The organism is Serratia sp. BNK-23, from assembly GCF_047456145.1.
In the GTDB taxonomy this organism is placed as follows: Bacteria; Pseudomonadota; Gammaproteobacteria; order Enterobacterales; family Enterobacteriaceae; genus Serratia; species Serratia nematodiphila.
The window spans coordinates 272181-291266 of record NZ_CP179900.1 but is presented as its reverse complement, the minus strand read 5'-3'; the positions used below and the strand labels follow the sequence as shown (position 1 = coordinate 291266).

Below are 19086 nucleotides of genomic sequence, written 5' to 3'. Positions count from 1 at the left end.
GTCCGATTGTAGCCTGTTCGACTGTGATTATGATCGCTTTTCTTGCGATAGGTGCTAACTGTCAACGCATTGCCGCCTCGTTTCAGCTTTCACTCTATACTTTTGGCTAACGGCCTGTTATCGGAGTTGCCGAATTGTCATCAGGCTGTGTCATCGTCGCTTATTTCGTCATTTGAAAGGGATCTCGCTTATGGAATTATCCGCCCCACTCATGTTGGTGCTTATCGGCCTGGCGTCGCTGCTGGCGCAGTGGCTGGCCTGGCTGCTGCGCCTGCCGGCCATCTTGCCGCTGCTGCTGTTCGGCATCGTGCTCGGCCCGACGGTGCATCTGGTGCAGCCGGATCTGCTGTTCGGCGATCTGCTGTTTCCGCTGGTGTCGCTGTCGGTGGCGATCATCCTGTTCGAGGGGGCGCTGACGCTGCGTTTCGAGGAGATACGCGGCCTCGGCGGCGTGGTGCGCAACCTGGTCACCGTCGGCATGCTGGTCACCTTTCTGGTCATCAGCCTCGCCAGCTGGTGGCTGCTGGATTTCCCGCCGGAGCTGGCGGCGTTGATCGGCGCGGTGACGGTGGTGACCGGGCCGACGGTAATCGCCCCGCTGATGCGCGTGGTGCGGCCGAACGCCAACATTAACCAGGTGCTGCGCTGGGAAGGGATCGTCATCGATCCGGTCGGCGCCATCTTCACCCTGCTGGTGTTCGAGTTCATCGTGCTGAAGCAGAATGCGGAATCCTATACCCACCTGTTTTGGACGCTGGGCGTGACCGCCGCCGTCGGCCTGATCGCCGGCGCGCTGTTCGGTTACCTGCTCGGCCTGGCGCTGCGCCGCGTCTGGCTGCCGCGCTACCTGCAGAACCTGGCGGTGCTGGCTATTATGCTGACCGCCTTCGGCGTTTCCAACGCCATCGCCGACGAATCCGGTTTGCTGACCGTCACGGTGATGGGCATCTGGCTGGCCAATATGCGCGACGTGGACACCAGCGATATTCTGGCGTTCAAAGAGGAGCTGTCGGCGATCCTGATCTCGGCGCTGTTCATCATTCTGGCGGCGCGGCTCGACATCCAGGCGCTGTGGAACATGGGCTGGCCGCTGCTGCTGCTGCTGCTGGCGGTGCAGTTCATCGCCCGGCCGCTGTGCATCGCGGTGTCGACCTGGCGCTCTTCCCTGCACTGGCGCGATCGGCTGCTGCTGTGCTGGATCGCCCCGCGCGGCATCGTGGCCGCGGCGGTCAGTTCGCTGTTCGCGCTGACGCTGCAGCGCAGCGGCTATCAGGGCGCCGACCGGCTGGTGACCGTGGTGTTCGCCATCATCATCGGCACCGTGGTGTTGCAAAGCCTGACCAGCGGCATGATGGCGCGCTGGCTGCGGGTGCAGCAGCAGAAACCGCGCGGCGTGCTGATCGTCGGCGCCAACAGCGTGGCGCGCATGCTGGCGCAGGCGCTGATCAAGCTGAACGTGCCGGTGATCGTCACCGACAGCAGCTGGGAATACTACCGTCAGGCGCGCATGGACGGCATTCCGGCCTACTATGGCCACGCCTACTCCGAACACGCCGAGAACTACCTCGATCTGAGCAATATCGCCCAGGTGCTGGCGCTGTCGCCCAATCGCCACCAGAACGCGCTGGCGGTCTACCACTTCGGCCATCTCTTCGGCGAAGATCACGTGTTCGCCATCCGTTCGGGGGCGCCGTTGAAAGGGCGCGGCGCCAGCGCGGAAAGTTCGCGTTTCCGCCGGCATGAAATTTTATTTAATCAGGAAGCCACCTACGGCCGCCTGAGCAGCCTGCTCGCCAGGGGGGCCACCATCAAAGCGACCAAATTGAACGAAAATTTCGGTTGGCTGGAGTATTTGGAGAAACATCAGGGCGTTATTCCGCTATTCAGCCAAAAGGAAGACGGTTCTCTGCAACCGATTGGCGCCGGTTCCACGCCCGCGATGCCCTGTACGCTTATCGCGCTGGTGCAAGATGAAAATCCCTCACCGTCTGTACGTTGACAGAATGGCGATAACCGGCTATTCCTAACAGCCTACTTGCGCACCCGGTGCGCAAGCCAGAAGAGGCGCGTCGCCCAGGTAGAGTGTCAGAGGAGCCGTTTCTCCGTTGACGGCACCCGAGGGGGAGCGACGCCGAGGTAGGGTAATGGCCGGCCATTATCGTATCGACTACAGGGGCTGAATCCCCTGGGTTGTCACCAGGGGATCGCCCGCAGGGCGATCGACAAGGTGGGGCGCTTCTGGGTGTATCGTAGCCTGACCTCTACGCCTGCCCCCTGTTTACCGCTCTCCCCTTGTGCCAAGGCTATGGAATTACAGTGCCCCAAACGGGCATCCCTGACACGAGGTTTCTAGATGAACCAAGCAGCACCCCAGAATTCCACCGTGGTAGCCAAGTTCGGCGGCACCAGCGTCGCCGACTTTGAAGCCATGAACCGCAGTGCCGACGTCGTGCTGGCCAACCCGCAGGTCCGCCTGGTGGTGTTGTCCGCTTCGGCGGGCGTCACCAACCTGTTGGTCGCCCTGGCCGAGGGTTGCGAGGCCGACAAGCGCAATTACCAGCTTGATGAAATCCGGCGTATCCAATACGCCATCCTCGATCGCCTCGCGGCGCCGGCGGTGATCCGCGACGAAATAGACCGCCTGCTGGAAAACATCGCCATGCTGTCGGAAGCCGCGTCGCTGGCCACCTCGACGGCGTTGACCGACGAACTGGTCAGCCATGGGGAGCTGATGTCCACCCTGCTGTTCGTTGAAATCCTGCGCGCCCGCAACGTGCAGGCCGAATGGTTCGACGTGCGCAAAGTGATGCGCACCGACGATCACTTCGGCCGCGCCGTGCCGGACAGCGCCGCGCTCAGCGAACTGGCCCGGGCGCAGTTGCAGCCGCGCCTGCAGGAAGCGCTGGTGGTCACCCAAGGCTTTATCGGCAGCGAGCCGAAGGGCCGCACCACCACGCTCGGCCGCGGCGGCAGCGACTATACCGCCGCGCTGCTCGGCGAAGCGCTCGGCGTCGGCCGGGTGGATATCTGGACCGACGTGCCGGGCATCTACACCACCGATCCGCGCGTGGTGCCGGCGGCCAAGCGCATCGACAAAATCGGTTTCGAAGAGGCGGCGGAAATGGCCACCTTCGGCGCTAAAGTGCTGCATCCGGCCACCCTGTTGCCGGCGGTGCGCAGCGATATTCCGGTGTTCGTCGGCTCCAGCAAGGATCCGGCGGCCGGCGGCACGCTGGTGTGCAACACCACCGAGAACCCGCCGCTGTTCCGCGCGCTGGCGCTGCGCCGCAAGCAAACGCTGCTGACGCTGCACAGCCTGAACATGCTGCACGCGCGCGGTTTCCTGGCCGAGGTGTTCAACATCCTGGCGCGCCATAATGTCTCCGTCGATCTGATCACCACTTCGGAAGTCAGCATCGCGCTGACCATGGACACCACCGGCGCCACCTCCGTCGGCGGTAGCCTGCTGACCACCTCACTGCTGACCGAACTGTCGTCGCTGTGCCGGGTGGAAGTGGAAGAAAACCTGGCGCTGGTGGCGATCATCGGCAACCAGCTGTCGCGCGCCTGCGGCGTGGGCAAAGAGGTGTTCGGCGTGCTCGATCCGTTCAATATCCGCCTGATCTGCTACGGCGCCAGCAGCTATAACCTGTGCTTCCTGGTGCCGGGCGAAGAAGCCGAGCAGGTGGTGCGTACCCTGCATCACAACCTGTTCGAATAAGTCATTATCCCTGATTGCGGGCGCAGCATGCTGCGCCCCTGCGTCTAAAAAATCCGTTCAAAACCTGCAGGGGTTCAGCATGTTGAGCCCGCAATAAAAACACAACCACATCCACCGTTCTCAATCTGGCTAAGGAAAACCTGCATGCTGGCACTACTCACGCGCTTATTCCCCCTCTGGGCGATACTGCTGTCCGTCGCCGCGTATTACACGCCGACCACCTTTACCGGTATCGGCCCCTACGTCAGCCCGCTGCTGATGCTGATCATGTTCGCCATGGGCGTCACGCTGCGGCTCGACGACTTCAAACGCGTGCTGGCGCGCCCCGGCCCGGTGGCGGCAGGCATCTTCCTGCATTATCTGATCATGCCGCTGGCGGCCTGGATCCTGGCGATGCTGTTCCGCATGCCGCCGGATCTGTCCGCCGGCATGGTGCTGGTGGGCAGCGTGGCCAGCGGCACCGCCTCCAACGTGATGATCTATCTGGCCAAGGGTGACGTGGCGCTGTCGGTGACCATCTCGGCGGTCTCGACGCTGGTGGGGGTGTTCGCCACGCCGCTGCTGACCCGTCTGTACGTCGACGCCAAGATCAGCGTCGATATCATGGGCATGCTGCTCAGCATTCTGCAGATTGTGGTGATCCCGATCGGCCTGGGCCTGATCGTCCACCATACCCTGACCAAGGCAGTGAAACGCATCGAGCCACTGTTGCCGGCGTTGTCGATGGTGTGCATTCTGGCGATCATCAGCGCGGTGGTGGCGGGCAGCCAAAGCCATATCGCTTCGGTCGGCCTGGTCGTTATCATCGCGGTGATCCTGCACAACGGCATCGGTCTGCTGAGCGGCTATTGGGGCGGTAAACTGTTCGGCTTCGACGAGTCCACCTGCCGCACGCTGGCGATCGAAGTGGGCATGCAGAACTCCGGGTTGGCGGCCACGCTGGGCAAAATCTACTTCTCGCCGCTGGCCGCGCTGCCAGGCGCGCTGTTCTCGGTCTGGCACAACCTCTCCGGTTCACTGCTGGCGGGTTATTGGTCCGGCCGCCCTATCAAGAAGAAATAAACCGCCTGTAGGGACGCAAACAATTGCGTCCCTTTTCTTTCCTGCGAAATTTCGTATTTCCCACTGGTCGGATTGTCATAATTCCCCTCATCCCCTATCATCCGTGAAAAATAAAAATTCAGATTCTTCCTATCCATGCCGATAATGTTGGCAAGAGGAAGAGACGCTCCACTTTTTTTAATTAATTAAGTCACCAGGGTTGCCCGCCATAAAAGAAGCAGCCTAATTATTATTTAGATATATACCCACCGTCTTATTTGCTGCGGCAAATCAAGATACCTCGCAATGTGCATGTCGCTCATTATTTCGGGCCGGCCGTCGGCCGCCCGTGGTTAACCTCATGGATTGGGCTGGCTGCCCCGGCGGCCTCTCAGAATGGATTACAATGATAAAAAAAATCACCGCCTTGACACTGCTGGTCAGCACGGCCCTTTCCGCCGAAACCCTGCCGGACTCCCACATGATGATGGACATGTCGATGGGGGAATCACGGCGCGCGTTGCAAGACAGCACGCGTGAAGTCAACCAGTTGATTGAGCAACGCCGCTACCAGCAGCTGAAGCAACAGCGCCTGCTGGCGGAACCGGAACCGGCCGCGCCCGCACTGCCGCAGTCCGCGCAGTGCCTGCCGATCGCCGGCGTTTATCTGCAAGGCATTACCCTGCTCTCACCGGGTGATTTATCTGCGCTGAGCGCGCTGCCGGAAAACTGCATCAGCAGCAACGATATCAATCGCCTGACCCGTGAATTAACGCGCCTTTATGTGCAAAAGGGCTATATCACCGCGCGCGTGCAAATTGTTCGCCCTAATTCACAAGGAGAATTGGGGTTAAGCGTGACGGAAGGATTTATCGAGAAAATAGAAGGCGGCGATCGCTGGGTCAACAGCCGTTTATTATTTCCGGGGCTGGAAGGCAAGCCGTTGAAATTAACCGAGCTCGATCAGGGATTGGATCAGGCCAACCGTTTGCAATCAAATACCACCAAGCTGGATATATTGCCCGGCCGCCAGGTTGGCGGTTCGGTTATTCGTTTGCGCAATCAACATGCCAAGCCCTGGCTGATTACCGCCGGCACGGATAATTACGGCCAAAAAAGCACCGGCCGGTGGCTGGCGCGCGCCACTGCCACGTTAGACAGCCCGTTTGGCCTGTCGGACTTTGTCAGCCTGAACGCCAACAGCACGCTGGAAAACCCGGCTCACCGCTATAATCGCGCCTACACCCTGCTCTATTCGCTGCCGTACGGCGCGTTCACCTTCAGCGGGTTCGCCAGCTTCTCGTCCTATGAAAACCACCAGCAGCTGCCGCACAACGTGGTCAAACTGCACGGCCAGACCCAACAGTACGGGCTGCGCAGCGACTACGTGTTTTATCGCGATCACGATCAGATAGACAGCCTGAGCGGCCAGCTGACCTACAAGCGCATCGACAACTACTTCGAAAGCGTGCGCCTTGAGGTCAGCAGCCCAACGCTGACCCTGGCCGAACTGAGCGCCAGCCACCTGCAAATTCTGCCCCATGGCGTGTTCAGCGCCAACCTCAGCGTCGAGCAGGGCCTGCCCTGGCTGGGCGCCGATCGCCACCCGAGTTCGGTGCACCTCGACAGCCAGTTCACCAAGGGCAAGCTGTTCGCCAACCTGAGCCAGCGCCTCAAGCTGGGTGATGCCACCTATCAGCTCAACAATCTGTTCTACGGCCAGTACAGCCGCGACCCGCTGCCCGGCGTGGAGTGGCTTAGCCTCACCGATCGCAGCGCCGTACGCGGCTTTAGCCGCAGCACCCAGTCCGGCGACAACGGCTGGTATCTGCAGAACACGCTGTCGCGCAGTTTCAATCTGGGCGCCACCACGCTGACGCCGCGCCTTGGCGCCGACGTCGGCCGCATTCTGCCGCGTCAGGACAACTCGGGCTGGCGCAGCAGCGCCGGGGTGAGCAGCGGCGCCACGTTACGCTACCGGCAGGCGCTGGTCGATCTCGAGGTCAGCCGCGGCTGGATTTTGTCTAACCACGCTACGCCGGAAGATCCCGTTCAGGTGTTGGCCCGCTTTTCTTACACCTTTTAATCAACAGTTTTGCAGGACCCCACGGCAATATACGGAGATACATGGATGAAAAATAATAACTTCAGACTTTCGGCGGCAGGCAAACTGGCCGCCGCGCTGGCGATTATTCTCGCCGCTTCCGCCGGCGCCTACGCCGCAGAGATCGTTGCGGCCAACGGCGCCAACGGCCCCGGCGTCTCCACCGCCGCCACCGGTGCGCAGGTGGTCGATATCGTCGCGCCGAACGGCAACGGGCTGTCGCACAACCAATATCAGGACTTCAACGTCAACCAGCCCGGCGCGGTGCTGAACAACTCCCGCGAGGCGGGACTGTCGCAGTTGGCCGGCCAACTGGGCGCCAACCCCAATCTGGGCGGGCATGAAGCCAGCGTGATCCTCAACGAGGTGATCGGCCGTAACCCGTCGCTGCTGCATGGCCAGCAAGAGATCTTCGGCATGGCGGCCGACTACGTGCTGGCCAACCCGAACGGCATCAGCTGTCAGGGCTGCGGATTCATCAATACCAGCCATTCCTCACTGGTGGTCGGCAACCCGCTGGTGGAAAACGGCGTGCTGCAGGGTTACAGCACCTTCGGCAACCGCAACACGCTGAGCCTCAATGGCACCCTGAACGCCGGCGGCGTACTGGATCTGATCGCGCCGAAGATCGACAGCCGCGGCGAAGTGATCGTGCAAGATTTCAAACATTCGAATGGTAAAGTGACCTCGGCGACGATCAACGCCATCAGCGGCCTTAACCGGGTAGCGCGCGACGGCACGGTGCAGGCCAGCCAACAGACGCCGACCGCGCTGGACAGCTACTACCTCGGCAGCATGCAGGCCGGGCGCATCAACATCATCAACACCGCGCAGGGCAGCGGCGTGAAACTGGCCGGCTCGTTGAACGCCGGCGATGAACTCAAGGTGAAAGCCTATGATATCCGCAGCGAAAGCCGCGTCGACGACGCCAGCAGCAACAAAAACGGCGGCGATAACTATCAAAATTACCGTGGCGGCATCTACGTCAACGATCGCAGCAGCAGCCAGAAGCTGACCCGCACCGAGCTGAAAGGCAAGAACATCAGCCTGGTGGCGGATAATCATGCGCACCTCACCGCCACCGATATCCGCGGCGAAGACATTACGCTGCAGGGCGGTAAGCTGACGCTCGACGGCCAGCAGCTGAAGCAGACGCAAGGCCATACCGACGATCGCTGGTTCTACTCCTGGCAATACGACGTCACCCGCGAACGCGAGCAGCTGCAGCAGGCGGGCAGCACCGTCGCCGCCAACGGCAGCGCCAAACTCATCAGCACCCAGGAAGACGTGAAGCTGCTGGGCGCCAATGTCAGCGCCGAGCGTGCGCTGAGCGTCAAAGCGGCGCGCGACGTACACCTTGCCGGGCTGGTGGAGAAGGATAAATCCAGCGAGCGCGGCTACCAGCGCAATCACACCTCCAGCCTGCGCACCGGCAGATGGAGCAGCAGCGACGAAAGCGAAAGCCTGAAGGCCAGCGAACTGCGCAGCCAGGGCGAACTGACGTTGAAAGCCGGTCGCAATGTCTCGACTCAGGGCGCCAAGATCCATGCCCAGCGCGATCTGACGATCGATGCAGACAGCCAGATCCAGGTCGGGGTGCAGAAAACCGCCAACGCCAAAGCGGTACGCGATGACAAAACCTCCTGGGGCGGCATCGGCGGCGGCGACAACAAAAACAACAGCAATCGCCGCGAGATCAGCCACGCTTCCGAGCTGACCAGCGGCGGCACCCTGCGCCTGAACGGCCAGCAAGGCGTCACCATTACCGGCAGCAAGGCGCGCGGCCAGAAAGGCGGCGAAGTCACCGCCACCCACGGCGGCCTGCGCATCGACAACGCGCTGAGCACCACCGTGGACAAAATCGACGCGCGCACCGGCACCGCCTTCAACATCACCAGCAGTTCGCACAAGGCCGACAACAGCTACCAGAGCAGCACCGCCAGCGAGCTGAAGTCCGACACCAACCTGACGCTGGTCAGCCACAAGGATGCCGACGTGATCGGCAGCCAGGTCGCCAGCGGCGGTGAGCTGAGCGTCGAGTCGAAGACCGGCAACATCAACGTCAAGGCGGCCGAGCGGCAGCAGAACATCGACGAGCAAAAGACCGCGCTCACCGTTAACGGCTACGCCAAAGAAGCCGGTGACAAGCAGTACCGCGCCGGTTTGCGCATCGAGCACACCCGCGACAGCGAGAAAACCACCCGCACCGAGAATAGCGCCTCAAGCCTCAGCGGCGGCAGCGTGAAGCTCAAGGCGGAGAAGGACGTGACCTTCAGCGGTTCTCAATTGGTCGCCGACAAAGGCGACGCCAGCGTCAGCGGCAACAAGGTTTCGTTCCTGGCGGCCGACGACAAAACGGTCTCAAACACCGAGCAAACCAAGATCGGCGGCGGTTTCTATTACACCGGCGGCATCGACAAACTCGGCAGCGGCGTGGAAGCCGGCTACGAGAACAGCAAAACCCAGACGCAAAGCAGCAAGGCGATCACCTCCGGCAGCGACGTCAAAGGCAACCTGACGATCAACGCCCGCGACAAGCTGACCCAGCAAGGCGCGCAGCACAGCGTCGGCGGCGCCTATCAAGAAAACGCCGCCGGCGTCGATCACCTTGCCGCTGCCGACACCGCCAGCACCACCACCACCAAAACCGACGTCGGCGTGAACATCGGCGCCAACGTCGATTACAGCGCCGTGACCCGTCCGGTCGAGCGCGCGGTCGGCAAGGCAGCCAAGCTGGACGCTACCGGCGTTATCAACGACATCGGCGGCATCGGCGCGCCTAACGTCGGCCTGGATATCGGCGCACAGGGCGGCAACAGCGAAAAACACAGCAGCAGCTCGCAGGCGGTGGTCAGCTCGGTGAAAGCCGGCAGCATCGACATCAATGCCAAAGGCGAAGTGCGCGATCAGGGCACGCAGTACCAGGCGAGCAAAGGCGCGGTCAACCTGACGGCGGACAGCCACCGCAGCGAAGCCGCGGCAAACCGTCAGGACGAGCAGAGCCGCGACACCCGCGGCAGCGCCGGCGTGCGCGTCTACACCACCACCGGCAGCGATCTGACCGTGGACGCCAAGGGCGAAGGCGGCACCCAGCGCAGCAACAGCAGCGCCAGCCAGGCGGTGGCCGGCTCGATCGACGCGGCCAACGGCATCAACGTCAACGTGAAAAAAGACGCGGTCTATCAGGGTACCGCGCTGAACGGCGGCAGCGGTAAAACCGCCGTCAACGCCGGCGGCGATATCCGCTTCGATCAGGCCAGCGACAAACAGAGCGAGAACCACAGCGGCTTTAACGTCAAAGCGTCCGCCAAAGGCGGCTTCACCGCCGACAGCAAAAACTTCGGCGCCGGTTTCGGCGGCGGCACCAACAACGGTGAAAGCAGCAGCAGCACCGCGCAGGTCGGCAACGTCAACGGCCAGGGTGTGGCGCTGAAGGCGGGCCGCGATCTGACGCTGCAGGGCACCAACGTCAAGAGCCAGGGCGACGTCAGCCTGAACGCGGGCAACAAGGTCGCGCTGCAGGCGGCGGAATCGACCCAAACGCGTAAGGAAAGCAAGCTGTCCGGCAATATCGATCTGGGCGCCGGCAGCAGCGACAGCAAGGAAAAAACCGGCGGCAGCCTCTCCGCCGGCGGCGCCTTCGACATCGCCAAGGTCAATGAGTCCACGACCGAGCGCCAGGGTGCCACTATCGCCTCAGACGGCAAGGTCACCCTGTCCGCCAACGGCAAAGGCGATGACGCGCTGCATCTGCAGGGGGCCAAAGTCAGCGGCGGCAGCGCCGCGCTCGAAGCGAAAAACGGCGGCATCCTGCTGGAATCCGCCAAGAACGAGCAGCATAAGGACAACTGGAATCTGGGCATCAAAGCCAACGCCAGAGGCGGTCAAACCTTCAACAAGGACGCAGGCGGCAAGGTCGATCCGAACACCGGCAAAGACACCCACACGCTGGGCGCAGGTCTGAAAGTCGGCGTGGAGCAGCAGGATAAAACCACCCACGCCAATACCGGCATCACCGCGGGCGACGTGGCGCTCAACAGCGGCAAAGACACCCGCCTTGCCGGCGCGCGCGTCGACGCCGACAGCGTACAGGGCAAGGTGGGCGGCGATCTGCGCGTTGAAAGCCGCAAAGACGTCGAGACAGGCGTGAAGGTGGATGTGGATGCCGGTCTGAGCCACAGCAACGATCCGGGCAGTAGCATCACCTCCAAGCTGTCGAAGGTCGGCACGCCGCGCTACGCCGGTAAAGTGAAAGAGAAACTGGAAGCCGGGGTGAACAAAGTGGCCGACGCCACCACCGACAAGTACAACAGCGTGGCGCGTCGCCTCGATCCGCAGCAGGATACCACCGGTGCAGTCAGCTTCAGCAAGGCTGACGGCAAAGTCACGCTGCCGGAAACGCCGGCCGGCGAAAAACCGCAGGGCCCACTGTGGGATCGCGGCGCACGCACCGTCGGCGGCGCGGTGAAAGACAGCATCACCGGGCCGGCGGGTCGCCAGGGGCAGCTCAAGGTCAATGCCGACGTGGTGAACAACAATGCGGTCGGCGAGCAATCGGCGATTGCCGGTAAGCACGGCGTGGCGCTGCAGGTCGGCGGCCAAACCCAGCTGACCGGCGGCGAAATCCGCAGCCAGCAGGGCAAGGTGGAACTGGGCGGTAGCCAGGTCAGCCAGCAGGACGTCAGCGGCCAGCGCTATCAGGGCGGCGGCCGCGTCGATGCGGCCGCCACGGTAGGTGGACTGTTAGGCGGCGCGGCGAAGCAAAGCGTCAACGGCAACGTGCCGTTCGCCAGCGGCCATGCCTCAACTCAGCAGGCGGACACCAAAGCCGGCGTGTTCAGCGGCAAATAACGCGCCTCCCCTACGCAACGCCCCCGGTTTTCCGGGGGCGTTTTTTTACAGCGTGCTCGGGGTGTCTTCCCAGTCGCGATCGTCGTCTTTCGCATCCTGATCCAACACGTTGTAGGCCACGGCGCAAAACAGCGAGTTCAGGCGCTTCATGTCCCCCAACAATCCCAAATGCAGCGAACTGGTCTCGATGCTCTGCACGTTTTGCTGATGCAAACGATCGACGTGCGCATGCGCATAGCGGCGATCCAGAATGCGGAAACGGTGCTTGGAACGGCGCAGGCGCTTGGCGCTGGTGACGTCGCCGGACAGGAACACCGACAGCCCCAGACGCAGGTTGCCGATCAGCCGTTCGTGCAACCCGTCCAGTTCCGCCAATCCTTCCGCCGAGAAGGCGCGGCGCGCGGCGTGCGATTTGGCGCCCACATCGCCGGCCATGCGCTCGATGATGTCGCCCGCCTGTTCCAGATTGAGCGCCATTTCGATGATTTCCGCCCAGCGGCGCGAGTCTTCCTCGCCCAGATCCTCCTTCTGGATCTGCGCCAGATACAGCTTGATGGCGGTGTACAGCACGTCGACGTCATCGTCGAGTCGCCGCACCTCTTTATCCACGCCTTGCTTACCGTGCAGCACTTCGCGCTGCAGGATCATCATGTGTTCCACCACGTCGCCCATGCGCAGCGTTTCGCGCGCCGCGTTGGCCAACGCCAGCGTCGGCGTATCCAGCGCACTGGCGTCCAGATGACGCGGCCGCATGCGCGGGTCGTCGGCCGCCACGTCGACGATCAGCCGTTCGCACAGCGTCGCCATCGGCCCGGCCAGCGGGATCATCACCAGACAACGGATCAGGTTGTAGAACACGTGGAAATAGATCACCAGCTCTTCGCTGCCGCCCGGCAGTTGAGCCATCACATCCGCCAGATAGGAGACGAACGGCAACACCAGGATGCAGCCCACCAATTTGAACAGCAGGCTGCCGAGCGCCACGCGCCGCCCGGCGGCGTTCTGGCCGCTGGCGTTGATCATCGCCAGCAGGCCGCTGCCGAGGTTGGCGCCGATCACCAGACAGAGCGCCACCTTCAGCGAAATCACGCCGGTGGCGGTCAGGGTGGCGGTCAGCAGCACCGCGGCCAGGCTGGAATAGCTGACGATGGCGAACAGCGCGCCGGTCAGGGCGTCCAGCATCACATCGCCGGTCAGCGACGAGAACAGCACTTTCACCCCGGCCGCCTGGGTGATCGGCGTGGCGGCGGCCACGATCAGTTCCAGCGCCAGCACGATCAGCCCCAGACCGATCAGAACGCGTCCGATCTGGCCGATCCGCATCTGTTTGCGGCTGAGGAACAGGAAGACACCGACCAGGATCAGCAGCGGCGACAGCCAGGAAAGATCGAAGGTCAGCACGCGCGCCATCAGCGCGGTGCCGACGTCGGCGCCCAGCATGATCACCAGCGCAGGCGCCAGCCCCACCAGCCCCTGCGCGACGAAAGAGGTCACCAGCAGCGCGGTGGCGTTGCTGCTTTGCACCAGCGCGGTCACGCCGATGCCGGAAACGAACGCCAGCGGTTTTTTCTCAACGCTGTCGCTTAACACGCGCCGCAGATTGGCGCCATAAACCCGCATAATCCCGGTGCGCACGATGTGGGTGCCCCACACCAACAACGCCACGGACGAAAGCAGGTGAAGAAGGGTCAGCACGGAAGATACGCTCCATTAACGCCCGGCCAAAGGAGGCTGATACCCGATGCCTGTCACGCGAAGCACAGAGGCGAGCCAAAGGATGACGGGTACAGCGCGCGGTCCCGCCTGCCGGGCGTGGGTCTGGCAGGACAGCGGGCGGGCGGCAGACCGCAGAAGAGAAGGGTTAAGGCGGCGGTGGGAGAGCCCCGGCGCCGCGCTGCGAAGTCATGCAACTTCCCGCAATACAACAGGTTCCAAGTGTAGCCCAATTTCCGCGCCGTCGGGCCGCAGATCGGCCACCGAACGGTTGAGCACGTCAACCAGCAACTCTACCTCGCGAACCTGAATCCGATAGCGTACCACATTCCCGAGCAAACTGTGGCCAAGGATCACCCCGCCGATCCCCTGTCCGGCCGGCAACAGCCCGATCGACTCTGGGCGGATCGCCACCTTGCCGGCATAGCTGCGCCCGGTCAGCCGGCCGGCCTGTTCGGCGCTCAGCAGGTTATAGTTGCCGATAAAACCGGCGGCGAAGGCGTCCGCCGGCTGGGTATACAGGGTTTCCGCATCACCGCTCTGCACGATCTGCCCCTTGTTCATCAGGACGATGCGATCCGACAGGGTCAGCGCCTCTTCCTGATCGTGGGTGACGAAGATCGCCGTCAGGTTCAGCTCGCGTTGAATGCGCCGGATCTGCTCGCGCAGATGTTTGCGGATGCGCGCGTCCAGCGCCGACAGCGGTTCGTCGAGCAGCAGCAGACGCGGGCGAGTGACCAGCGATCGCGCCAGCGCCACGCGCTGACACTGGCCGCCCGACAGCTGGTGCGGATAGCGCTTCGCCAGATCGCTCAGCTCCACCAGCGCCAGCACCTCCTGCACTCGCTGGCCGATCTGCCCGACCGCCAGCTTCTGCATTTTCAGGCCGAAGGCCACGTTGCCTTCCACCGTCATATTGGGAAACAGCGCATAGCTTTGGAACACCATGCCGATGCCGCGCTTTTGCGGCGCCAGCGGTACCAGATCCTGGCCCTGCAGTAAAATTTGCCCGCTGTCGACCGGAGTCAGGCCGGCCAGACAGCGCAACAGCGTCGACTTGCCGCAGCCGCTTGGCCCGAGCAGGGTGACGAACTCCCCCTCTTCGGCGGTGAAATCGATATCCTGAAACACCTGGGTTTGGCCATAGTGTTTGTTCAGGCGGGTGACGTTGAGATAAGCCATCGGGTTAACCCTTGTTTTTATTCAGCAGGTTCGCCAGCCAGGTGACGAGCAGCACCACGGCGAAATAGGAGATGACCAGCGCGCTGGTGAAATGCCCGCTGCCGTTGCGCATGTTGAACAGGTAGACCTGCAGCGTTTCATACTGGCTGCCCACCAGCAGGTTGGCGAACACGAACTCGCCGATCAGGAACGAGAACGACAGCAACACGGCGATCGTTCCGCCCTTGCGCAAATTTGGCAGCACCACCCACAGCGCCGCCCGCCAGGTGCTGGCGCCGAGCAAGTGCGCGGCGTCCATCAGATCGCGCAGGTTGATCGCCTGCATGTTGTTGCTGATGGCGCGGTAGATAAACGGCAGCGCGATGGTGAAATAGCAGCCCACCAAAATCCAGGGGGTGCCGAGCAGCGGCAGCGGATCGGCGGCGAACAGTTGCATCAGCCCCACCGCCGACACCACCGGCGGCACGGCGAACGGCAGCAGGATCAGCACGTTCATTACCGCGTCCAGCTTGGGGAAGTAGTAAGCGATCACAAACATCGCCGGCAGGATCACCACCACCGACAGCAGCAGCGTGCCGAAGCAGATCAGCAGCGAGTGCCACAGCGCCTGCAAAAAGCGCGGGTCGCTCCACAGCGCCGTCAGCCACTTCAGGGTAAAACCGTCCGGCAAAATGGTGGCGCCCCACTGGGTAGCCAGCGCGTAAATCAGCGTCGCCGCCAGCGGCAGCAGCAGGATCAACAGCAGCAGGCCGGTCACCGTGCGGTGGTACAAGCGTTCAACACGCGACATGAGCATTCTCCAGCCGGTTATGAGCGCGCATTGAGGTAGCTCCTGCGCAGCATCCATTGGTGGATCACCGTGATAAACGCCATCATCACCACCAGCAGCATCGCCAGCGCGCTGGCCAGGTTCGGATCGAGGGAGATGTCCCCCGCCACCAGCGCCGAGATGCGGATCGGGATCACGTTGAAGTTGCCGGTGGTCAGCGCATACACCGTGGCGTAGGCGCCCAGCGCGTTGGCCAGCAGGATGACGAAGGTGCCCATCAGCGCCGGCGCCAGCACCGGCAGGCCAATATGCCGCCAGTAGCGCCAGGGGCCGGCGCCGAGCAGCGCCGCCGATTCGCGCCAGTCGGCGCGCAGCGCGTCGAATGCCGGATACAGCAGCAGCACCCCGAGCGGGATCTGGAAGTAGGTATACAGCACGATCAGGCCGCTCTTCGAATAGAGGTTGAAGCTCTCCATCAGGCCGTATTTGCGCAGCAGCAACGTCAGGCAACCGTTCAGCCCCAGCAGAATGACGAAGGCGAACGCCAGCGGCACCCCGGCGAAGTTGCTGGTCATGTTGGTGAACGACATTACGAAGTCATGAAACCGCGTCTGGCCGAGCTGACGCAGTGAGTAACTGCCAACTAATGCGATCAGCAAGCCGTAGACGCTCGACCATAGCGAGATCTCCAGCGAGAACTGAAACGCCTGCAGGTAGAACGGCGAGGTGAGGATATCGACATAGTTGCCCCACCCCCAGCCGCTGGTCTCGCTGAAAAAGCTGTGAACGGCGATCCACACCAGCGGGGCGATCTGAAACGCGCCGAACAGCACGATAAACGGCAGCAGGCACAGCGCGGCGATCCATTTGGTTTTGCTGTTCATCGCGCATCCTGCGCCAGCAGCGCCCGGCAGCGCGGCTTGTCGTGCGGCGCCTGCAACAGATCGCAGATCGTGCCGCACAGCTCGGTTTGCTGCGGATCGGCGTCATCCAGGCTGAAGCCCGCGCCGAATACGAACAGCGGCACCTGACGCTCTTCCGGCAATACGCCGCCGTGGCTGCGATCGTCGTTCATGCCATGGTCGGCGGTAACCAGCACCTGATAGCCGGCCGCCAGCCACTCGGGCAGATAGCGCGACAGCGAGCCGTCGGCGCGCCGCGCCGCGTTGCGGTACTGCGGCGAAGAGAGGCCAAAGCGGTGGCCGGCGTCGTCGATGTTCATCGGATGGATCAACAGAAAGTCTGGCTGATGACGCAGACGCAGGCTTTCGGCGTCGTCAAACAGATGGCTGTCGGGATAACCGTCGTCGTAATAGAAATGCCCGTGCTGGATCGGCAGCTCGGGGGCGTCGGTATGGCGGTCGCGCGCGGCGTCGAACGGCGTGCGGTTATACAATTCGCTGAACCAATGATACGCGGCAGCGGCGGTGGTCAGCCCGGCGGCGCGCGCGTAATGAAACACGCTTTGTTGATGAGAAAGGCGCGAGACGTGATTGTGCACCACGCCGCTCTCCACCGGCGTGACGCCGGTGAGGATGCATTCATACAGCGGCCGGGAGAGCGAGGGCAACTCGCTCTCCAGCAGGTACAACCGCCCGCGTCCCGCCGCGCATTCGGCCTGCAGATAACCCATGGCGTCGTGCGCCACCCGGTAGTTGAGGCCGTCCAGCAGCACGAGGATCGTTTTCATGGTGCGTTAACTCACTGCTGCATAAACATAATGACGTTTTCCTGCCACAGGCGCGGCAGCGCTTTGGCGCTCTGTTCCCAGGCCGCAGGATCGGCGATCGGGTGCGCATTCTTGTACTGCTCGGCCGGCAGCAGCTTGGCCTTGACGTCGTCCGGCAGCGTCAGATGTTCGGCGCGGATCGGGCGGGCATAGCCGCGCGCCAGGTTGATCTGACCGGCGTCGGAGAAGATGTATTCGCGCGCCAGCTTGGCGGCATTCGGGTGCTTGGCGTATTTGTTGATGATGGTGGTGTAGCCGGAAGTGATCGAACCGTCCGACGGGATCAGCACTTCAAAGCGGGTTTTGTCGATCTGATCGCGGTAGTTCAGGCCGTTAAAGTCCCATACCACGCCAACCTGCACTTCCCCCTTCTCCAGCGACGCGATCACCGGGTTACTCAGGCTCAGGCGGCCGGCCTTGGCCAGCTTGCCGAAGAATTCCAGGCCCGGCTTGAGGTTTTTCTCGTTGCCGCCCATGGCGTAGGTGGCCGCCAGCACGCCGCTGGCCGCCTGCGACGCGGTGCCGACGTCGCCGATGGTGACCTGATAGCTGCCCTTGAGCAGATCGGCCCAGCTGTGCGGGATGTCTTTCACCTGCTGCTTGTTGATGATGAAGGCGATGGTGCCGGTGTAAGCCAGCGCCCAGTGGCCGTCTTTGTCTTTCGCCCACTCCGGCACCTGATCCCAGGTAGACGGTTTGTACGACTGCGTTACGCCCTTCTGCACCGCCACCGGGCCGAAGGCCGCGCCGACGTCACCGATGTCCGCCGTGGCGTTGTTCTTTTCCGCATCGAATTTGGCGATCTCCTGTGCGGAGCTCATGTCGGTATCGACATGCTTCAGGCCGTACTTGCTCAACAGATCTTGCCAGGTGCCTTTCCAGTTGGCCCAGCTGTCCGGCATGCCGACGCTGTTGACTTCGCCTTCTTTCTTCGCGGCCTGCTCCAGCGCCGCCAGATCGGTATCCGCGGCCCAGCTCATCTGGCTGGATAACACGATGGCACTGGTTAACACAGAAGCGCACAAACGTTTCATAACTGATGCTCCAGGTGGTAGTGTGGGGATGGCTGGACTAGTCCAGCAAGGACCAAACCAATCTAACGGACGAATGTGATAATTATATGTCAGCTTAAAAAAGCGACAGTTTTATCACCCATTGCAACGGCGAAAACGCGACGCTGGTCTACCTTAAGGAAGGCCAAACGCACTGAAACGGGACACCCGCTGTATGAGTGAAGCACCGACGACCGTCGCCACCATCTGCCAAACGCTGAGCGCCCGCATCACCGCCGGCGAGTTCGCCGCGGGCGGCAAGCTGCCCTCCGAGCGCGCCCTGAGCGAACAGTTCGCCACCACCCGCATTACCTTGCAGGAGGCGCTCGGCCAGCTGGAGGCGCAGGGCGTCATCTACCGCCAGGTGCGGCGCGGCTGGTTTATCTCGCCGCCACGTTTGATCTACAACCCGTTGCAGCGCAGCCATTTTCACGCCATGGCGCAGCAGCAGGGGCGCGCCGCCCATACCGAAGCGATCGACAGCGCGGTCGTCACACTTGACGCGCCGCTGGCCGGCCGCCTGGCGCTGCCTCCCGGCGCGCAGGCCTATCGCATTCGTCGGCTGCGCTACATCGACGGGCGCGCGGTGCTGTACTGCGAGCACTACCTCAATCCTGCCTATTTCCCCGGTATTCTGGACGAAGATCTGACCCAGTCGCTGACCGCGCTGTACGCCGCACGCTACGGCATTCACTACGGCCGGGTACGTTTCGACATGCTGCCCACCCTGCTGCCGCAGCAGGCCGCCGCCATGCTGAAGGTGACCTACGGCAGCCCGGCGCTGTTCATTACGCGGGTGAATCGCGATCAACATGACCGGGTGATCGATTGCGACCTGGAGTATTGGCGGTACGACGCGCTGCACATCGATGTGGAAGCGCTGTAAATGACAAGGGCGCATCGCTGCGCCCTTAAAGAGGAAGG

Annotated in this window: 12 protein-coding genes and 1 riboswitch; of the genes, 6 read left to right on the top strand and 6 right to left on the bottom strand. The window is 62.6% G+C overall.

The window, feature by feature from the left end:
• Nucleotides 1-190 precede the first annotated feature (190 nt).
• From ACMGF9_RS01365 to ACMGF9_RS01345, 5 genes are all read left to right on the top strand, one after another.
• Entirely contained in the window at nt 191-1999 is a 1809-nt protein-coding gene (locus ACMGF9_RS01365; protein ID WP_004936687.1) for a cation:proton antiporter, read from the top strand.
• Between the two features lie 52 nt (nt 2000-2051).
• Nucleotides 2052-2246: riboswitch (Lysine riboswitch) on the top strand.
• A gap of 107 nt (nt 2247-2353) precedes the next feature.
• Nucleotides 2354-3721, top strand: coding sequence for a lysine-sensitive aspartokinase 3 (gene lysC / locus ACMGF9_RS01360; RefSeq protein ID WP_004936686.1), 1368 nt, complete (start codon nt 2354-2356; stop codon nt 3719-3721).
• Nucleotides 3722-3865: 144 nt separating this feature from the next.
• Nucleotides 3866-4783: a ketopantoate/pantoate/pantothenate transporter PanS gene (panS, locus tag ACMGF9_RS01355; RefSeq protein ID WP_021505152.1), complete on the top strand. Its 918-nt coding sequence runs from the start codon at nt 3866-3868 to the stop codon at nt 4781-4783.
• Nucleotides 4784-5168: 385 nt separating this feature from the next.
• Nucleotides 5169-6848, top strand: coding sequence for a ShlB/FhaC/HecB family hemolysin secretion/activation protein (locus ACMGF9_RS01350; protein ID WP_021505153.1), 1680 nt, complete (start codon nt 5169-5171; stop codon nt 6846-6848).
• Nucleotides 6849-6893: 45 nt separating this feature from the next.
• Nucleotides 6894-11717: a hemagglutinin repeat-containing protein gene (locus ACMGF9_RS01345; RefSeq protein ID WP_350982014.1), complete on the top strand. Its 4824-nt coding sequence runs from the start codon at nt 6894-6896 to the stop codon at nt 11715-11717.
• Between the two features lie 45 nt (nt 11718-11762).
• On the opposite strand, the gene ACMGF9_RS01340 is transcribed toward ACMGF9_RS01345, so the two are convergent.
• From ACMGF9_RS01340 to ACMGF9_RS01315, 6 genes are all read right to left on the bottom strand, one after another.
• On the bottom strand, nt 11763-13412 hold the full coding sequence (locus tag ACMGF9_RS01340; protein ID WP_004936675.1) for a Na/Pi cotransporter family protein: 1650 nt from the start codon (nt 13410-13412) through the stop codon (nt 11763-11765).
• A gap of 207 nt (nt 13413-13619) precedes the next feature.
• Nucleotides 13620-14612: an ABC transporter ATP-binding protein gene (locus ACMGF9_RS01335; protein ID WP_414160496.1), complete on the bottom strand. Its 993-nt coding sequence runs from the start codon at nt 14610-14612 to the stop codon at nt 13620-13622.
• Nucleotides 14613-14616: 4 nt separating this feature from the next.
• A complete protein-coding gene (locus tag ACMGF9_RS01330) occupies nt 14617-15402 on the bottom strand; it encodes an ABC transporter permease (protein WP_015379246.1) in 786 nt (261 codons plus the stop codon).
• Nucleotides 15403-15419: 17 nt separating this feature from the next.
• Complete coding sequence (locus ACMGF9_RS01325; RefSeq protein ID WP_015379247.1) at nt 15420-16265, bottom strand: ABC transporter permease; 846 nt, start codon at nt 16263-16265, stop codon at nt 15420-15422.
• Nucleotides 16262-17071: an alkaline phosphatase family protein gene (locus ACMGF9_RS01320; RefSeq protein ID WP_021505156.1), complete on the bottom strand. Its 810-nt coding sequence runs from the start codon at nt 17069-17071 to the stop codon at nt 16262-16264. The genes ACMGF9_RS01325 and ACMGF9_RS01320 overlap by 4 nt, the downstream gene beginning before the upstream one ends.
• 11 nt (nt 17072-17082) lie before the next feature.
• Nucleotides 17083-18144 carry an ABC transporter substrate-binding protein gene (locus ACMGF9_RS01315; RefSeq protein WP_015379249.1) on the bottom strand — a complete coding sequence of 354 codons (1062 nt, stop codon included), beginning with the start codon at nt 18142-18144 and terminating at the stop codon, nt 17083-17085.
• Nucleotides 18145-18337: 193 nt separating this feature from the next.
• On the opposite strand from ACMGF9_RS01315, the gene ACMGF9_RS01310 reads away from it, so the two are divergent.
• Entirely contained in the window at nt 18338-19048 is a 711-nt protein-coding gene (locus tag ACMGF9_RS01310) for a UTRA domain-containing protein (RefSeq protein WP_015379250.1), read from the top strand.
• Nucleotides 19049-19086 lie beyond the last annotated feature (38 nt).